This is a genomic window from Bacillus sp. DB-2, from assembly GCF_003315125.1.
Classification (GTDB): domain Bacteria; phylum Bacillota; class Bacilli; order Bacillales; family Bacillaceae_G; genus Bacillus_A; species Bacillus_A mycoides.
The window spans coordinates 43,557-62,853 of the sequence record NZ_QNRN01000005.1; the positions used below are offsets into that span (position 1 = coordinate 43,557).

Sequence of the window (19,297 nt, forward strand, 5' to 3'; positions counted from 1 at the left end):
ACTTCTGTTACTACTTTTCCTTGCTCATCTTGCACTTCGAAGACTACGCCTTCTAATGCTTTTTGGTTCTCTTTATCTACTTTTGTAATTTCTACTGAACCTTTGTCTAATAGTTCATTCTCTACTTTCAATGATAAAACTTTCGTCATACCTTTTGTAATTTCGAATGATACTGGTTCTGTTAGTTCTTTGTAACCTGGTAAGCTTTCTTTCTCTACTAATTTGTACTTACCTACAGATAAATCTGAAATTGTTGCTTTTCCTTCTTTATCTGTCGTTACTTCTGTTACTACTTTTCCTTGCTCATCTTGCACTTCGAAGACTACGCCTTCTAATGCTTTTTGGTTCTCTTTATCTACTTTTGTAATTTCTACGTTACCCTTGTCTAACATTTCGTTTTCTACTGTTAAAGTAAGAGATTTTGTCATGCCTTTTTCAATTTGGAAAGTAATCGGATCTACTAATTGCTTATATCCTTTTGGTGCTTTTACTTCTACCAACTTGTATGTTCCAACTGATAAATTAGTAACTTGTGTGTGTCCTTTTTTATCTGTCGTTATTTTAGCGACTACTTGTCCTGCTTCGTCTTGAATCTCAAATACTGCATCAGCTAAAGCATCTTTATTTTCTTTGTCTACTTTTGTAATTTCTACATTTCCTGTATCCACTAATTCATTTTCGACAGTTAATTGTAATGCTGTTACTCTACCTTTTTCAATTTCGAATGAAATTGGTTTTTCTAGCGGTTTGTATCCAGCTGGTGTTTCTACCTCCACCAACTCATACTTTCCAATAGATAAATCTGAAACGTTTGCCTTTCCATCTTTATCCGTTTTTACTTTTGTTACTACTTTCCCTTTTGAATCACGTACTTCAAATACAACACCTTCTAATGGTGCTTTACTATCTTTGTCTATTTTCGTGATTTCAACATTCCCCGTATCCACCATTTCGTTTTCTACAGTGAACGCTAGAGATTTTGTCATACCTTTTGTAATTTCAAATGGTACCGGCTTTTCTAATTTTTTGTATCCTGGTAAGCTCTCTACTTCTACCAGCTTGTACTTTCCTACAGATAAGTCTGAAACGTTTGCTTTTCCTTCCTTATCTGTTGTTACTTTTGTTACTACTTTGCCAGTTTCGTCTTGAACTTCGAAGACTACACCTGCTAACGATACCTTATTATCTTTATCTATCTTCGTTATCTCTACATTTCCCGTATCTACCATTTCATTTTCTATTTTTAATGATAGAACTTCTGTCATACCTTTTTTAATTTCAAATGATACTGGTTCTGCTAACTTTTTGTAACCTGGTAAGCTTTCTTTCTCTACTAATTTGTACTTTCCTACAGATAAATCTGAAATTGTTGCTTTTCCTTCTTTATCTGTCGTTACTTCTGTTACTACTTTGCCTTGCTCATCTTGCACTTCAAAAACTACGCCTGCTAATACTTTTTGGCTGTCTTTATCTACTTTTGTAATTTCTACTGAGCCTTTATCTAACTGCTCATTTTCTACTTTCAGTGATAGGAATGTCGTCATACCTTTTGTAATTTCGAATGATACTGGTTCTGTTAATTCTTTGTATCCTGGTAAGCCTGCTTTTTCTACTAATTTGTACTTGCCTACAGATAAGTCTGAGATTTTTGCTTTTCCTTCTTTATCTGTCGTTACTTCTGTTACTACTTTTCCTTGCTCATCTTGTACTTCGAAGACTACGCCTTCTAATACTTTTTGACTGTCTTTATCTACTTTTGTAATTTCTACTGAACCTTTATCTAACTTTTCGTTCTCTACTTTCAATGATAGGACTTCTGTCATACCTTTTTTAATTTCGAACGATACTGGTTTCGCTAGTTTTTTGTATCCTGGTAAGCTTTCTACCTCTACTAGCTTATATTTCCCTACTGATAAATCTGAAATTGTTGCTTTTCCATCTTTATCTGTTGTTACTTTTGTTACTACTTTATCTTTTTCATCTTGCACTTCGAAAGTTACGCCCGCTAATACTGCGCCACTTTCTTTGTCCACTTTTGTAATTTCTACTGAACCTTTATCTAACTGTTCGTTCTCTACTTTCAATGATAGGACTTCTGTCATACCTTTTTTAATTTCGAACGATACTGGCTCTGTTAGTTTTTTGTATCCCGGTAAGCCTGCTTTTTCTACTAATTTGTACTTGCCTACAGATAAGTCTGAGACTTTTGCTTTTCCATCTTTATCTGTCGTTACTTCTGTTACTACTTTGCCTGCTTCATCTTGAACTTCAAAGACTACGCCCGCTAATACTTTTTGGCTGTCTTTATCTACTTTTGTAATTTCTACTGAGCCTTTATCTAACTGCTCATTTTCTACTTTCAGTGATAGGAATGTCGTCATACCTTTTGTAATTTCGAATGATACTGGTTCTGTTAATTTTTTGTATCCTGGTAAGCCTGCTTTTTCTACTAATTTGTACTTGCCTACAGATAAGTCTGAGATTTTTGCTTTTCCTTCTTTATCTGTCGTTACTTCTGTTACTACTTTGCCTTGCTCATCTTGTACTTCGAAGACTACGCCTTCTAATACTTTTTGACTGTCTTTATCTACTTTTGTAATTTCTACTGAACCTTTATCTAACTTTTCGTTCTCTACTTTCAATGATAGGACTTCTGTCATACCTTTTTTAATTTCGAACGATACTGGTTTCGCTAGTTTTTTGTATCCTGGTAAGCTTTCTACCTCTACTAGCTTATATTTCCCTACTGATAAATCTGAAATTGTTGCTTTTCCATCTTTATCTGTTGTTACTTCTGTTACTACTTTATCTTTTTCATCTTGCACTTCGAAGGTTACGCCCGCTAATACTGCGCCACTTTCTTTGTCCACTTTTGTAATTTCTACTGAACCTTTATCTAACAGTTCGTTCTCTACTTTCAATGATAAAACTTTCGTCATACCTTTTTTAATTTCGAACGATACTGGCTCTGTTAGTTTTTTGTATCCCGGTAAGCCTGCTTTTTCTACTAATTTGTACTTGCCTACAGATAAGTCTGAGACTTTTGCTTTTCCATCTTTATCTGTCGTTACTTCTGTTACTACTTTGCCTGCTTCATCTTGTACTTCAAAGACTACGCCTGCTAATGCTTTTTGGCTCTCTTTATCTACTTTTGTAATTTCTACATTTCCCTTGTCTAACATTTCGTTTTCTACTGTTAAAGTAAGAGATTTTGTCATACCTTTTTCAATTTGGAAAGTAATCGGATCTACTAATTGCTTATATCCTCTTGGTGCTTTTACTTCTACCAACTTGTATGTTCCAACTGATAAATTAGTAACTTGTGCGTGTCCTTTTTTATCTGTCGTTATTTTAGCGACTACTTGTCCTGCTTCGTCTTGAATCTCAAATACGGCATCAGCTAAAGCATCTTTATTTTCTTTGTCTACTTTTGTAATTTCTACATTTCCTGTATCCACTAATTCATTTTCGACAGTTAATTGTAATGCTGTTACTCTACCTTTTTCAATTTCGAATGAAATTGGTTTTTCTAGCGGTTTGTATCCTGCTGGTGTTTCTACTTCTACCAACTCATACTTTCCAATAGATAAATCTGAAACATTTGCTTTTCCATCTTTATCCGTTTTTACTTTTGTTACTACTTTCCCTTTTGAATCACGTACTTCAAACACAACACCTTCTAATGGTGCTTTACTATCTTTGTCTATTTTCGTGATTTCAACATTCCCCGTATCCACCATTTCGTTTTCTACAGTAAATGTTAAAGACTTCGTCATACCTTTTGTAATTTCAAATGATACTGGTTTTTCTAACTTTTTATAACCAGGTAAACTTTCTACCTCTACTAATTCATACTTTCCTACAGGTAAATCTGAAACATTTGCTTTTCCATCTTTATCTGTCGTTACTTTTTTCACCTCATTGCCCTTCTCATCTTGGACAACAAACGTTACTCCCGCTAACGGCGCCTTATTATCTTTATCTATCTTCGTTATCTCTACGTTTCCCGTATCTACCATTTCATTTTCTACTTTTAATGATAGTACCTCGGTCATGCCTTTTTTGATTTCAAATGATACTGGCCCTGTTAGTTTCTTATAGTCTGGTAAACTTTCAACTTCTACTAGTTTGTATTTCCCTACTGATAGGTCTGCAATTTTTGCTTTCCCATTTTTATCTGTTGTTACTTTCTTTATTACTTTTCCAGCTTCATCTTGCACTTCGAAGACTACACCTTCTAATGCTTTTTGGCTGTCTTTATCTACTTTTATAATTTCTACTGAGCCTTTATCTAACTGCTCATTTTCTACTTTCAGTGATAAGACTTCTGTCATACCTTTTGTAATTTCGAATGATACTGGCTCTGTTAATTTTTTGTAACCTGGTAAGCTTGCCGTCTCTACTAATTTGTATTTTCCTACTGATAAGTCTGAGACATTCGCTTTTCCATCTTTATCTGTCGTTACTTTTTTTACCACTTTTCCTTTTTCATCTTGCACTTCGAAGACTACGCCTTCTAATACTTTTTGACTGTCTTTATCTACTTTTGTAATTTCTAATGAGCCTTTGTCTAACTGCTCATTTTCTACTTTCAGTGATAGGACTGTCGTCATACCTTTTTTAATTTCAAATGATACTGATTCTGTTAGTTTCTTGTAACCTGGTAAGCTTTTCGTCTCTACTAATTTGTACTTTCCTACTGATAGATCTGAAACGTTTGCTTTTCCATCTTTATCTGTTACTACTTTTCTTACCACTTTATCTTTCTCATCTTGGACTTCAAATTCGACACCCGCTAATACTGCGCCGCTTTCTTTGTCCACTTTTGTAATTTCTACATTACCTTTGTCTACCATTGCATTTTCTACTGTTATTGGGAATATGCCGTCCCCTGTTACATTTACTTCGAACTCTGTTTCTTTTAATTGGTATCCTTCGGGCGCTTTCGTTTCTTTTAAAATATATTTTCCTGGTGCTAACGGTTTAGAAATTGCCTTACCGTCTTTATCTGTAACAATATGTTCAACTACTACACCGTCTTTTACTACATCAAACTCTGCATTTGCTAATGCTTTACCACCATTTTCCGAATCAATTTTCTTTAATTCAATTTGACCCTTTTGCATGGTATTTTTAATTTCAATTGTTTTTGTTTCTCCAGCTTGAAGTGTAACCTCTACCGGACTTGTTAATTTTTGATATCCTTCAGGTGCTACTTTTTCATAAATTTTATACGTTCCAGGTGCTAAAGTTTGAGGGGCTGAAAAACCTTTTTCGCCTGTTTTCAGTACTGCAACAACCTTATCCTCACTATTTCGAACTTCAAATTCGGCACCTGTTAACTCTTTATTCGGATCCTCAGCATCTATTTTATGAATAGCTACTGTACCTTCTTTTGGAGGTTCCGGCGGCGTAACCGTTACTTCATTCGATGTTAATTTCTTATCATCATAATGTAACTCTGCTTTATTAGGAACCTTCTTATCTACATAAGAAGATAAGTCTGCATCAGCTTTAATTTTCGTCTTAATATTCAAGTTAATTATCTGGTCTTCATACGACTTATAGTCAAAGCTCTCACCGAACGTAAATGTTACTTCACTTTTTTGTTTATCTATCGTTAGTGTTCCTTTAGAAGTAATATCTTGGCCATTTTGATCATATACTTTTGCCTCTAATACTTCTAAAACATCTTCTAAATCATCACTAATTACCATCGATGTATAATTAGGCGGATCTTGTGGTATATGCGTACCAACTTGATATTGAATAGTTTGATCCATTTGTGTTAACTGCTGATTCTCTACCAGCTTACCATTCTCATCAACTATATTTTTTTCAATGCTAGGTGGATTATTGTCACCTGAACCGGTTCCTCCCCCACCACTTACAAATACTTGTCCTACTTTTTCTTCAGTTTCAATATTTTGGCCTTCTAATTTCACTGTATTTTTATGAGGCTTTGCAGCAGGATTTGTAATTTTTGTTTTATATCTTAAAATATAACCTTTTGAGCTGTCTGGAAATTCAATTGTAAATCCAGTCTTCGTTGTATTGATTTTAATTTTAGATAAATCTGCTGGCTTAATATTTGTTGCTGCATAGCCATCTTCAAATACAGCCTCTTCTAAAACGATACTGTCTGTAATTAACTCATGCCCAGGTCCTAATGTGTCTGTTAATTTAAGATCTTGCATTTCTGTTCCAGTTGCATTTACATATACCGTCCAGTCTGCAATTGAAGGATCTTCCTGATTATAAGAACCCCATTTCAATAGATTATCTGTATTGGGCTGTGGCTTCGGTCTCTCTGTCGTATTATTTACACTTACTTCTTTATTTACGATTTGACCATCAACGTTAAATTCTAATGGGATTTTTTGAACACCATCATATGCTTCTAGAGCAAAATAGAATTCTACGAATAAAGAACCTTTAATGTTATTCTTTCCTTCTACATAATCACCCATAGTACACGTCAATAGACCCTTTTTCATCTCACATGTACCAACTGTTTTTCCTTCAGCATCTTTTAAAGGAAAACTCATATTCATAAGATCTTTTCGAAATTCTTTTGGCATATCAATTGTGAATTGATCTCCACTTTTTATCTGTTCTTTAGCTGACCACTTCACTTCTACTTTCATACCATCTGAGGCCTGATATGGTTCAGATGTCGTGCCATCAGTACGGGAAATGCTAATATCATCCACTGGACTTTTCATCACAGCAGCTTGAATAACTGGAGCCCACACATTCAGCACTGAAAATAATACTAGAAAAACTAATGAAACCATTGAAATGTGCCTTTTAGTACTTTTCGCTTGCATATTTTCCTCCTTGAATATTATATTTATATAATAAAAAAGATCGTCCGATTGCATCAAAAAGTGCAACCAGACGATCTTAGTAACCAATATATATTACCGTAGACTCTAAGCTTTGCGGCCTATCCTTTCGAATAGTGTGCTAAAAATATTTTCTATTATTTTTTTGTTTCATTTTCCTTTTGAACCAAATATTACTATACCGTCTGGACGGTTATAATTCAACACCCTATACAATTGTTCTATTATTCTAATAAAAAAAATAATTCCCCGCCGGATTAAATACACCAATGGGGAATTATTTTTCATTCTATAGTTTATATATTCTATTTATAGGAAGCGTTAATAAGGGCTTGAATCACTTTTTCTCTTAATTCAGGGCTTAGTCTTCCGACCCCTAAATATTCCGAATACCATAATCCATCAGCTGCTAATCTAATAATTGTGGCACAAACAGAATCCATTTCATCATTTTCTATTTTAGTTTGCAATTGCTGAAATGCTTGTTGTAATGGCTCAAGCAATTCAGGTTTTAGCATTAATGCTGCCATCATACTACTACACAACTCTTCTGTTCTTTTCTCATTACTTAATCTTTCCTCTATAAACGAACGAACCCACCTTCCTTTCTTCTCTGTGTCTTCCGTTACCTTATTATAAATAGCACCATGATACTCCTCTGTCCCTTTAAGTATCATGCCTTCTATTAAAGCTTCTTTATTTGAAAAGTGATACAATAATCCACCTTTACTTACACCTGCCTCTTTTGCTACTGCTTCTAAAGTTAACTTAGCTACTCCTTTAAATTGAACAATTTGAGAAGCGGCGGCTAAAATCCTTTGCCGTGTTATGCTCGTGTTCATTCCCTTTTAAACCCTCATTTCTACTAATTCTATCTAAATACGTATTTTATTTTTAATATTGTTCAGTACTACTAGGTATTTTTTTATTCAATATAGGCTTCATTATCTTTGAATTGTTAGTTGCTTCTTCTATTAAAAATTTCCATATCACAATATGATAACATCAAATACGCAACGTTGACTATACATCTATACTTTTATGTTCATTCCTAATATATCCATTAATATGAAATAACCTTTTAACAAGTTGATTCTCCTCGTACATTTAATCTATAATTTAAAAGAATTTATATTTTCAAAAAATACCTAACTGAGGCAATCAAAATTTTATAAGGATGATTCCATTGAAAAAATTTTCTATTAGCTATTTAACATGCTTACTAGTTTCCTCTGTCATTGTAAATGTTTTACAGTATACACAAGTTCCCAATTTTGCAGATTCATGGGGACCAATTTGGGTATCAATCATTATGTATATTATTCTTGGCAGTATCCCCGTTCTTATCGGTTGTTTATTAGGTGAATTTTGTTATAAAAAAATAAAAAGAAGTCATGAATTAAAGATCGGAGTTCCTTTATTTATATTGTTAGGTATTTCTTACAATCATTTACTCTTTACGTGGTTTAACGACAGAGAGTTTTTATCCTTTAATTTAAATGCCTTTCTGGAAACTGGCCTTCCTATTACTTTATCATCTTTAGTTTTTTATTTTGTAAGACGGTGCGTTAATTCTTTATTCGCTACATAAAAAAATGTTATTACTCTTATTAAATTGAGTAATAACATTTTCATTTAAAAACTACTTAACAAACTGGCTTCCAACTAGCATCCTTTATATCTTCGTTAGTCGGTTTTCTAACTGATTCAACAAAGCATTCCTCGCAAGCACCCAATACAATGAAATTTCTCTGTGCTTGTCTTAACGAGGGTTCATTTGCTCCGCCTTCAAAGTCATGATCGTTAAACTGAACAGGATCATCTTCCCAATAACATATGTTACAAATTTCATATGTACCTGGTTGTTCTTCTTCTAACGTTTTATCCCGCATTAACGGGCAGTAAAACTCCCACCTCAAAATTCAGCTAGTGCAAAGGAGTTAGGTGGGAGATCAACTGCCCATAAAAGCCCGATTGGTGAAGGCTAATAATCAGTGGGGAATGAACAGAATCCCCACTGATTAAAGTTTCACTTTATATCCGCAGCATGGACAAGTGTATTTCATATAATCACCTTATTTCTCTTCATATGTAGTCCTGCTTACTAAAAATGTAATAGAGCAAATGACAGTTAGTCCCATAAAGTACATCATTACAACAATACGCGTATTTTCATATATTGTAGGGAACCCGTCAGATATAACTTCATAACCAAAAACAATACTTATAGCTAAGAGAATATATAAAATTAAGGATGGAATAAAATGTAGCTTTACAGGTAAAATAACACACCTAAACAATATCTCCCCAAGAAGACAGCCAACTAAAACAACAGGGATTCCAATTATCAAAGTAGCAGCCAACATGTTGGCCATAGCAATAAAAAGATTCGTAAAAATAGAAAATAGCCCTCCTTCAAAAATCCCCTTCTCATCGTATATTTGAACTATCGTCATTGAAATAAATAAGCTTAATAAAGAATGGGAATACGGAATTAAAAATTTGCTCAATCTCATTCACCTCACTTTTCCCTTCACATATATTATTCATTATTTTCTATCATTTTTACATAAAAAAATAACCCTCTATGATAAAACATAGAGGGAAGAGCTTTGAAGTGAACCCGAAAACAGAACACATATCAAAACACCTAAACCGTCTGTTCCCTATATTCTTTAGGGGACAAGTGGTTTAGGTGGTTTATTAGAAAGTAGTACCTTCTTTTTTATAATATTCTTTTGAAATCTCTTCATAAAATGCTGCCGATGTCGCGTAGAAATAAGGTGCAGACCATAAGAAACCGATTCCTAAAGTAAGAATACTTAAAATGAACCAGCCAAGGAAACTTAAGCATAGTAAAAAGTAATCCATTTTATGTCCATTCATCATATGGCGACTTTCGGTAATCGCTTGATTCGCTGTGTATTCTGGACGATCATTCAAAATAAAATACGTCATAGAATAAGAAAATGATTTAATAATACCCGGAATAATAAGAAGTAATGTCCATAGCATCAAGTATACATACATTAGTAAATATGTTAAAAACGACTTCATAATCTTACTTCCATCGCTAAACCATCTAAATAAATCACCAATGCGAGCACTAGTCTCACGGATTACATTTAAAACAAGATAGTAGGCGCCTATTGTTAACGGACCGATAACAAGCATTGCAATAATACTTACTGTAAGCGAATCACTTGCTTCTTCCCAACCCCAAAACATCGAAAAAACACCTGTAATTAGAAGTTCAACAGCTCCAATAAGGATTCCAAGTAATAAGGTTGCCCCTACCGCTAATCCCCATTTTCCTTTTAATGCATCAAGTGCTTCTCTTTTCAACTGACTTATCATATATAGCCTCCTAATACTTTTTCTATATTAGTATACCATTTATATCAAAAATTCCACAGATTTTCCTGAAATAGAAGTATACTACCTTTTTTTCTGATACGTATTGAGAAATGTGAGCTGTATTTGCACCCATATATGAATCAAACTACTCATTTCTCCATAACAAAAAAGCCTGCCTTTCATACTAGGCAAGCCATTTCATTTAATCCTCACATATTCTCTTCTTATACCAATCCTGCATTCTCTCCGCATCTTCTACTCTCGTATGCTCTAGTTTATAATTCGATGATGCACTAGAAAACGTATACGTACATAAATCCGCTCGGCGCTGGAAATATGATTGTGTTTTTTCAATTGATTGGACGTGTCTTCTTCTTACAAGTCCTGTATGTTTCCCAATACTACGATGTATAATCGTAATTTGTTCTCCGTTTACACCGTAACCATTTGTTTTAAATGTTGCGTATCCAAGTGTAAAGATGAGGGTTGCGAGCGGAATTAATGCCCACATGATGAAGTGCTTTTCAAAGTATATACTTATTCCAATAAGCGGGATTGCTAGCATTGCGAAGAAAATGAAACTATCAATTAAATAACGGCGCAAGGCTGCTTTTGGTAATGAAATAATGTTTGTATTCAGTTCGTATGGTAATTGTAAATGTGCAAGTAACTGTTGTACGCGATCTTTTCGAATGATAGGATGCAGTGTAACTTTTTCTTTTTCGTCACCCAGTCCTTTACTTTGAATGACTTCTACTTGCACAGCACAATAACCGAATGGCTGACGTAAAATACTTTCTTTTATCGTAATACCTTGAATACGGTGCAATTTTAGTACAAGTTCTTTCTTTTCAAGCAAACCTTGAGAAATACGAACTTCATCGTTTTTTCGATTTACTGTGAAGTTTCCGTGTTTTAACGCGTAACCAATTGTAGATATAATCCACGAAAGGACGAGTAAAATAGCTACCATGTAAATCCAGCCGTATATATCATGATCCATTACATACGACTCTACGCTATTTTTTATCCACTTCGGAATGTACTCATCTACTTGGTGATACACGAAAAAGATTAATGAGAATAATAGTCCAAACTGACCAGATGTAACAGATGCTAATAAAATTTCTTTCAAAGTTAATTTGTACTCTGTCGCTTGCTTTTCCTCTGTCATAACTTCTTTTTCTACTACTTCTTCTGATGTTTCTTCTGCTTTTACTTCTGGAGTTGGCTCATTTAGTAAGAAAATAAGCTCCTTCGCCTCATCTTCTGTAATACCAGCTAGGCTTACTTCGGCATCATCGCCTCCGCCAGCTGTTTCGATTTGAATTTTCTTTAAACCGAGCATTTGATATAACACGTTTGAACTTGTATTAATCGTTTGGACACGTTCTTTATTTAAGTAGCTCTCCTTCTTCACAAAGAGCCCTTGTTTAACATGTAATACGTTATTTTCAACCCAGTATGTTGTGTAATACCATTTCTCAAACGCTGAAAAAACGGTGAGTAAACCGAATCCAGCGGGAATTAAATACCAAAATGGAAACTTTCCATTTAAACTAAACATGAAAATAAGTAATGGTATAAAGTCTGTTATTTTTAATTCTAATAACATCGTAATGGGATGCTGCCTCTTATACATCCTCATCACTCACTTTCGCTAATTCTGCAATTCTCGTTTTTAACATTTCCGCTTCATACATCGTTAAGCCTGGAATGCTGTGAGAAGTTGCCGCTGTTGAAATATGTAATTCTGCTAATCCATGTTTTCTCATAATTGGCCCTTGTTCAATCGTAACGTGCTGTACACGAATCATCGGTACTAATACGCGCTTTACGACGAAAAGACCGTGCTGAATTTCAAGCTCTTCTTCATTTAATTGATAGCTATAATAACGCTGACGCAGTTTCGGGAATAGGAAGTACTCAAATGGTGCTAGTGCAACTGTTAACCCGATCAGCACATACAAAATCCACGCCCACCAATCAAACTTTATCATAAGGAACAGGTAAACTAAAATGACGAGAATACCGATCCCTTCCTCAATTACAGCACGAACTTTCCACACCTTGATCATGTCAGGATGAATTTCATTTTTCAATGGATCCATGTAACCACTCCAAATCTATTAATCTAATATATGAATTGTCTCAATCTATATTTTACATAACTTTACATAAAATTGAAAATTTATTATTTATCCTCTTTTTTCTCAGGAATAAAATATCCGAACCAAAGCAGCCAAACTAAACTAATTAACGCGAACCAACCTTTATCCGCTTGGAAAGCTTCAATCATACCTGGGATTTTATAAATTCCAATTAACCCCAGAAAACCGAGCCACCAGTTTTTCTGCATTTTCATTTTTATTCTCCCTCCTTCATTACGTTTTTCACATTTTGAATCCAAATTTCTTTATACTTTAACTGGAATCCTATTAATATGTAATTACTCATATTATCAATAACGAGCGCTAACGTATGGGCGTTTTCTTCAGTTGCATGTCGTGACACAACACCAAGTTCCACACCTTTCTTTAATAAATCGTGGAATCCATTTAAAAACTCTTCTTGTATTTCAAATAAGCGTTTCTGGTACTTTTCATTTCGCGTCGCAGTTACGATGAATTCATTTATAACGCGTAATATGCCTTCTTGGCCTCTATACTCAGACAACATATGTAAACCATCTGCGATTAACTTTTCTGCAAAGTTTTCTTTCGTATATTGTTCTTTATCGAAGTAACCCACGAAATAATATCCAGAAAAAATCTCTTCAAATAAAAAATCAACTAGCGCTTCTTTAGACGGAAAATGATAATAAATAGCTGGCTTTGATATACCTACTTCTTTCGCAATCATTGAAAGACTCATCTTCTCAATGCCATGCTCTGCCATTAGTTTAAATGATGCCTCTACAATGTGCTGCGATGTTTGTAAATTCTTTGTCATACTATACCTCACTTATTTTTACTTACCGGTCGGTAAGTGAATTGTAAAATGAAAATGAATGATTTGCAAGTTAATTAGAGTTTTAAAAGGAACTTCTTGATGAACCTAGAAAAATATAAAGTAAAAACAATGTATAACGATAAGGAGGGTTTTCATATGGGATCTGGCGGTAAGGGTGGTAGCGGCGGTGAAGATGGCAAAGATGGTAAGAGCGGTAGTAGTGGGCTTTTATTAATCATTCTGCTCTTTATCGTATTCATTATAATTGGAGCTAGTTATAGTGTGTTTAGCTTCTAAGAAAAGACACAATTCAGTTAGTTATAGTAGCGTAGAAAACTGAAACAGAGATTAAAATTTTCCTTCTTAAGGTTTCTTCACCAGTAAGGGCACGCAAAATAAAAAGCCCCGGTTATATTTAACAGCCAGCGCTTTCTATTTTCAGTACTCTTATAATGTTTCATTTATATTTCCAACTCGTATGCGCGGGCGCTCTGTCGCACACGTAAATCATTATTGATCATCCACAATAATATACGCTGTTCTAATTGGCCCGTGTACACCTACGACAAGGTTCATTTCAATATCTGCGCTATTTGACGGACCAGAAACGAAGTTCACACAAGCTGGCAAGTTTTCTCCCGCTTTATTTTGATCATGAATCAGTTTTGTAGCTTGGGTTAATCTTGGTACAATCGTACTTTTCGGAACGATTGCAATATATGACTCCGGAAGAAGACTCACATGTCTTCCTTTTAACCCGTCATTAAATAGTACAACGGTTCCTGATTCTGCCAAAGTCATATCACTGAACGTAATGCCAAGGTCAGCAGCTTTCGCAAATGCTATGTCCTCTTCTTTATGATCTAATCCCCATGTACGAAAATGTGTTGTTCCTTCATTGCTGAAACATGGTGTAAGACCATACTCATTAAAGCGCTCATCATTCGAACATATAACAGATTCGATATTCCAATCTTTTATAAAAGACCCCAATGTTTCAACAAGATTTTCCTTTGTTGTTCGCTTTACTTCTGTATGAATGACTTCGCAGTGCTCTATTAACTTTAGTACAAGTTCGTCTTGCGCCAGTCCGTCAAAAACAATCCACTGCGGGGAAAAAGACCATTTCGGTTTTTCCACTGCTTCTGGACGTTTCCTACCAAGCTTTTCTGATAACTGGAGTAAAAATTCCTCACGATTTTGGATGGCCATCATTGTTCTCCTTTTCGTGTTTTTCAAACCACTCTCGAAACGGTTGTTTTTTCGGAACTGGAAAATCTCTCGCATCCGTCCAAGCTTTTAACGGCCCAATTCCACGCTCGATCTTATCCCCTTTTGCAAGAGGTTTTAATGCATACGGAGCGCTCTTCGCTGCAAAAGAAAATAGTCTAGGACTCTTCACCGCTTTTTCAAAACCTTTCATAGCCACGTTCCAAGCTACAGGTGATCGTTTTTCTTCTACAATGCGGCTGCGATGTTTAATTAATAAGTCATGTAACGGGATTTTCACTGGACACGCTTCTGTACAAGCACCACAAAGGCTAGATGCGTAAGGTAAATCCTTATATTCATCATATCCCCCTAAAAGCGGTGTCAACACAGCTCCAATTGGTCCTGGATAAATAGAGCCATATGCATGTCCACCAATATGCCTGTATACAGGACACACATTAATACATGCCGCGCAACGAATGCACTGAAGGACACTTTGGAATTCTGTTCCTACAATATCGGAACGACCATTATCAACAATGACTAAATGAAATTCCTCAGGTCCATCTTCCCCACCAGGCTCAGTTAACCCTGTAATATAACTTGTTAACTTTTGTCCTACAGAACTTCGGCATAGAAGTGTTACTAAAACATCAAGCTCTTCCCATGTCGGAACAATACGCTCCATCCCCATAACTGTAATCAACGTTTTCGGAAGTGTCGTAGTAAGTCTTGCATTTCCTTCGTTTGCTACGATAGAAATTGATCCCGACTCTGCAACAGCAAAGTTACATCCAGTCACCCCTATATCCGCTGCAAAAAAATCATCACGTAAATACGATCTTACAAACCTCGCCATTTCCGTAGGATCAGATGTTCCAGTGTAATTTAACTTTGTTTTAAATATTTCACAAATGTGTTCTTTATCTTTGTGAAGACACGGAACAACAATATGTGATGGAGGATCGTGGTCGTTCACTTGTAGAATAAATTCAGCAAGATCTGTTTCTAACACTTCCGCTCCAGCTTCTTCAATCGCTTCATTTAAACTAATCTCTTCCGTTACCATCGATTTTGATTTCACAATTTTTTTCGCGTTTTTCTTTTTTACAATCTCTTTTACATATTCCCTTGCGTCTTCTGCAGTCTTTGCGAAATAAACGAAACCACCGTTTTTCTCAATATTTTCACTCAGCTCATATAAATAATAATCAAGGTTTTCTAATGTATGCTTTCGAATTTCTTCTCCTAAAGCTCGCCATTCCTCCCAATTCCCAAGACTCTCAGTAGCTTTTAATTTCTTAACTCTAAGACCGTCTTGCGCTTTCCTGACAGCCTGTCGCATAAATTGATCCCCAATGCCTGTTTCAGTACGCTTATGAAAGGGATCGTTCCCTATTCTCATTCCCATCTCTATATCCCCCTCTTATTTTCGATCTTCATTTAATACTTGAGCAATATGTTTTACATCAATCTGATAACCATTACGTGTTAAACGTCCTTTTATATTCATTAAGCAGCTACAATCCATCCCAATTAACAATTCCGCACCGGTTTCCATAATATGCTTTACTTTTTCCTCAACCATTTGCTCAGAGATTTCTGGCATTTTCACCGAGAATGTCCCTCCAAATCCGCAACAATCATAATTATGCGGCAATGAAACAACTTCCAGTCCCTTTACACACTTTAATAGTTTTTGCGGTGGTTCCTTAATCCCCATTAATCGGCTCATATGACAAGATGTATGAACCGTTGCTTTTTTATGAAGCTCTGCACCTAAGTCTTCTTTCCCTAATACTTCCACAATAAATTGTGTGAATTCGTATGTTTTATTTCCAAGTTCAGTAGCTTTTTTCTTCCAATCCGCTTCACTTTCAGAAAACAAGCTAGAAAACTCGTGAACCATCATAGCGCAAGAGCCCGATGGTGCCACAACATATTCTGAACTAGAAAAGGCTTCAATCATATGTTTTGCAGCTGTTTTTGTTTCTTTCACATACCCGCTATTATAAGCAGGTTGTCCGCAGCAAGTTTGAGTTTTTGGAAAATCAACTTCACACCCTAAATCTTCAAGAATTTCCACAACATCTTTCCCTACTTCTGGATAAAAAACATCTGCAACACAAGTAATAAATATTGATACTTTCATATTTTGCACCCCTAAATACAGTAAAGTAAGCTCAAGTAACTTTATAACCAAACATCCTTTATCTGTATATTATTGGTAATAATTTTAAAAATATGAATAGAAATAACAAAAAAGTGATTGAGATCCATCTCAATCACTTTTTCTTACTAAAATACGATACAATCGCAAACCCTAAAACAAATGTAATAATGGAACTTACCATCGACACGCCAGCAGCTACCAAAATATAAACTTTATTCCAAACAAAAAAAGACTCTCAAATTTGAGAGTCTTTTTTATATGCTTAGAACTTCTTTTTCTAAAATTAGGGAATATGTGTCCGTACGACGATCTCTTAAAAATTGCAGTAGATTACGTGCTTCATTAATTTCCTTTGTATCAATTTTTTGGATGAGTATTCCTTCCTCCTCTCCCAAAGAACAAACAATTTCTCCCATTGGATTACTGATAAAACTTCCTCCATAGAAACACATGCCCTTTTCTTTCCCGACTCGATTTACAGCTGCAACAAATACACCGTTATGAATACTATGAGCTGAAATAGCTTTTGTCCAAATTGGTTTTGTTGATAATTCTGGATAATCTGGTTCAGAGCCAATTGCGGAAGGATAAAATAATATTTCTGCTCCTTTTAGTGTCAAAATTCGTGCTACTTCAGGGAACCATTCATCCCAGCAGATCCCGATTCCTATTTTCCCATACTTTGTACTATATACTGGATACCCTGTATTTCCTGGTGTGAAATAATATTTTTCATGGTAACTCGGTCCATCTGGAATATGATTTTTACGTGTTGTTCCTAAATATTTACCGTCAGCATCAAACACTGCTGCACTGTTAAAATAAATCCCTTGTGCTACCCATTCATAAAAAGGAACAATTAAAACAACATGAAGTTCTTCCGCTAACCTTTGCATCGCTTGTAATGCTTCATGTTCAAAAGAAATTGCCAGTTCATAATTACGAACTGAAACGCTTTGAGCGAAGTATTCAGCATGATATAACTCTTGTAAACAAATAATCTTGGCTCCCTTTTTTGCTGATTCTCTTACCTTTGCTATTGTTCTTTCTATATTCCCCTTGATATTTTCATTACACGCTAATTGAACTAGCCCAATTGTCACTTCATTCATTCTCTTCTTCCCCCCATTAATTCTTAATGCTTTCTTTTTCATTCCGAAAAACTATATTGCCATTTACCACTGTAAAAATAACCTTAGAATCTTTAATTTCTTCCACCGGTACAGTAAACAAATTCCGATCTAGCACAACTATGTCAGCTAGCTTCCCTTCTTCTATTATGCCTAGTTCATTTTCGCGAAATGAGGCATATGCAGGAGTATACGTGTATGCTCGTAACGCTTCCGCTAATGATATTTTCTCTTGCGAATTCCATTCCACACCTTCATCATCTAGCCTTGTTACAGCTCGGTAAATTTCTGGTAACGGGTTTATTGTAACAACAGGATAATCACTGCCAAATACAAGCTTTGTTCCTGCATCCATTAATGTTTTCATCAAGTAATTGTATTGCATTCTTTCTGATCCAATTAACCTTCTATATACTTCTCGACTTGTAAGATTAATATGTTCAGGCTGAATAGACGCCAACACCCCTAATTTTTGAAACCTCTCAATATCATTGGAATGAATCATTTCGACATGCTCAATTGCGTGCCTTGCATCTCTTTTTCCATTCTGTATTTCAGCCTCTTCAAAAGCATCTAATGCTAAACGTACAGCTCCATCTCCTATTGCATGAAATCTTACGCGAAAGCCCTCCTTATCAGCCTCTACTGTCCATTTTTTTATGATTTCTGGTGGATATGTAGTATGACCTCTTGTCGTTTCTTCATTATATGATTCAAGTAAATATGCCGTATAACTAGTTGTTACTCCATCAATAAATTGTTTAAACCCGCAAAATTGAACCATACTAGATTTGTATTTTTCCTTTAAGGATTTTGCTAAGTTTAAATCTCCATTTAGCGGCGCAACAAAATGAATTCTTGTTGTTAACTTTCCTATCTTTTCAAATTCATCATATAACTCCGCTTCTTCCACGCCCATTTCTGGTATCCTCAATAAATCATGCACAGAGGTTACTCCATATTTCGCAGCTTCTATTAAAAAATTTTGAAGCAATATCCTATTTCGTTTAGAGTTAAACTGCAATACGCTAGTTACTAATCCCACTGCATTTTCCTTTAAGACTCCTGTTGGCTCACCATTTTGATCCCTAACGATTTCTCCATATGGTGGACTCTTAGTTTCTTTATTAATCCCTGCCATTTCAAGTGCTTTACTATTTAACCAAACACTATGAAATTCAGCATGGTATAAAAACACTGGTCGATCTGCAACATACTCATCCAATATCATCCGATGTGGCTCTTCATGAATTCCCCACAAATTCTGTTCCCAACTGCTTCCAATTACACAGTTTATCTCTTTATTTCGTTCAGCAAATTCCTTTACAAACTTTCCAACTTCTCTAGCTGAACGCGCATGAATTAACTGTACTCCCTCACTTACTAAACTTCCTAACATTAAATGAATATGGAAATCATGAAATCCAGGCATAATAAGCTGATTTCCAAAATCATGTACAATTGTGTCAGCATCTACATAACCGTGAATATCTTCTTTCGGAACAAGAGCAATAATCTTATCATCCTTAACAATAATTGATGCCGAGATAGGTTTTTCTCCTATACCTGTAAATACAGCATGACTACTTAAAATCATATCCGCTTTTTTTCTCATAATTCTCCCC

16 protein-coding genes and 1 riboswitch are annotated in these 19,297 nt (G+C 35.2%); of the genes, 2 read left to right on the top strand and 14 right to left on the bottom strand.

The window, feature by feature from the left end; genetic code table 11:
• A partial coding sequence (locus tag DET63_RS09825; protein WP_220182450.1) for a SpaA isopeptide-forming pilin-related protein occupies positions 1-6,830 on the bottom strand: 6,830 nt, incomplete at its 3' end.
• 58 nt (positions 6,831-6,888) lie between these two features.
• A riboswitch (cyclic di-GMP riboswitch) is annotated at positions 6,889-6,981 on the bottom strand.
• A 172-nt stretch (positions 6,982-7,153) separates the two neighbouring features.
• The gene (locus DET63_RS09830; RefSeq protein ID WP_113936589.1) at positions 7,154-7,690 is read right to left on the bottom strand and encodes a TetR/AcrR family transcriptional regulator; all 537 of its coding nucleotides are present in this window, start codon (positions 7,688-7,690) and stop codon (positions 7,154-7,156) included.
• A gap of 344 nt (positions 7,691-8,034) precedes the next feature.
• On the opposite strand from DET63_RS09830, the gene DET63_RS09835 reads away from it, so the two are divergent.
• A complete protein-coding gene (locus DET63_RS09835; protein ID WP_113936590.1) occupies positions 8,035-8,439 on the top strand; it encodes a hypothetical protein in 405 nt (134 codons plus the stop codon).
• Between the two features lie 55 nt (positions 8,440-8,494).
• On the opposite strand, the gene DET63_RS09840 is transcribed toward DET63_RS09835, so the two are convergent.
• The 7 genes from DET63_RS09840 to DET63_RS09865 all read right to left on the bottom strand — a co-directional run bounded on the left by DET63_RS09840 (position 8,495) and on the right by DET63_RS09865 (position 13,157).
• Entirely contained in the window at positions 8,495-8,740 is a 246-nt protein-coding gene (locus DET63_RS09840; protein ID WP_113936591.1) for a CPCC family cysteine-rich protein, read from the bottom strand.
• Between the two features lie 183 nt (positions 8,741-8,923).
• Positions 8,924-9,358, bottom strand: coding sequence for a hypothetical protein (locus DET63_RS09845; protein ID WP_113936592.1), 435 nt, complete (start codon positions 9,356-9,358; stop codon positions 8,924-8,926).
• Positions 9,359-9,551: 193 nt separating this feature from the next.
• A complete protein-coding gene (locus DET63_RS09850) occupies positions 9,552-10,205 on the bottom strand; it encodes a DUF975 family protein (protein WP_113936593.1) in 654 nt (217 codons plus the stop codon).
• Positions 10,206-10,407: 202 nt separating this feature from the next.
• Positions 10,408-11,847 (bottom strand): PH domain-containing protein, encoded by a 1,440-nt coding sequence (locus tag DET63_RS09855; protein WP_113936594.1) that lies wholly within the window; start codon positions 11,845-11,847, stop codon positions 10,408-10,410.
• Positions 11,840-12,316: a PH domain-containing protein gene (locus tag DET63_RS09860; RefSeq protein WP_113936595.1), complete on the bottom strand. Its 477-nt coding sequence runs from the start codon at positions 12,314-12,316 to the stop codon at positions 11,840-11,842. Before DET63_RS09860 ends, DET63_RS09855 begins: the two co-directional genes overlap by 8 nt.
• A gap of 83 nt (positions 12,317-12,399) precedes the next feature.
• Entirely contained in the window at positions 12,400-12,570 is a 171-nt protein-coding gene (locus DET63_RS30200) for a hypothetical protein (RefSeq protein WP_002188645.1), read from the bottom strand.
• A 2-nt stretch (positions 12,571-12,572) separates the two neighbouring features.
• Positions 12,573-13,157, bottom strand: a complete 585-nt coding sequence (locus tag DET63_RS09865) for a TetR/AcrR family transcriptional regulator (RefSeq protein ID WP_113936596.1) — start codon at positions 13,155-13,157, stop codon at positions 12,573-12,575.
• A 156-nt stretch (positions 13,158-13,313) separates the two neighbouring features.
• Here DET63_RS09865 and DET63_RS09870 point away from each other — a divergent pair, with 156 nt between their 5' ends.
• Complete coding sequence (locus DET63_RS09870; RefSeq protein WP_113936597.1) at positions 13,314-13,454, top strand: sporulation protein YjcZ; 141 nt, start codon at positions 13,314-13,316, stop codon at positions 13,452-13,454.
• Between the two features lie 213 nt (positions 13,455-13,667).
• Here DET63_RS09870 and DET63_RS09875 read toward each other — a convergent pair whose 3' ends face one another.
• The 5 genes from DET63_RS09875 to DET63_RS09900 form a co-directional block, all read right to left on the bottom strand.
• On the bottom strand, positions 13,668-14,369 hold the full coding sequence (locus DET63_RS09875) for a LutC/YkgG family protein (RefSeq protein ID WP_113936598.1): 702 nt from the start codon (positions 14,367-14,369) through the stop codon (positions 13,668-13,670).
• Complete coding sequence (locus DET63_RS09880) at positions 14,350-15,780, bottom strand: LutB/LldF family L-lactate oxidation iron-sulfur protein (RefSeq protein ID WP_113936599.1); 1,431 nt, start codon at positions 15,778-15,780, stop codon at positions 14,350-14,352. Before DET63_RS09880 ends, DET63_RS09875 begins: the two co-directional genes overlap by 20 nt.
• A 15-nt stretch (positions 15,781-15,795) precedes the next feature.
• Positions 15,796-16,521 carry a (Fe-S)-binding protein gene (locus DET63_RS09885; RefSeq protein ID WP_113936600.1) on the bottom strand — a complete coding sequence of 242 codons (726 nt, stop codon included), beginning with the start codon at positions 16,519-16,521 and terminating at the stop codon, positions 15,796-15,798.
• Between the two features lie 275 nt (positions 16,522-16,796).
• Complete coding sequence (locus DET63_RS09895; RefSeq protein ID WP_113936601.1) at positions 16,797-17,654, bottom strand: carbon-nitrogen hydrolase; 858 nt, start codon at positions 17,652-17,654, stop codon at positions 16,797-16,799.
• Between the two features lie 16 nt (positions 17,655-17,670).
• Positions 17,671-19,287: an amidohydrolase gene (locus tag DET63_RS09900; RefSeq protein WP_113936602.1), complete on the bottom strand. Its 1,617-nt coding sequence runs from the start codon at positions 19,285-19,287 to the stop codon at positions 17,671-17,673.
• Between the last annotated feature and the right edge of the window lie 10 nt (positions 19,288-19,297).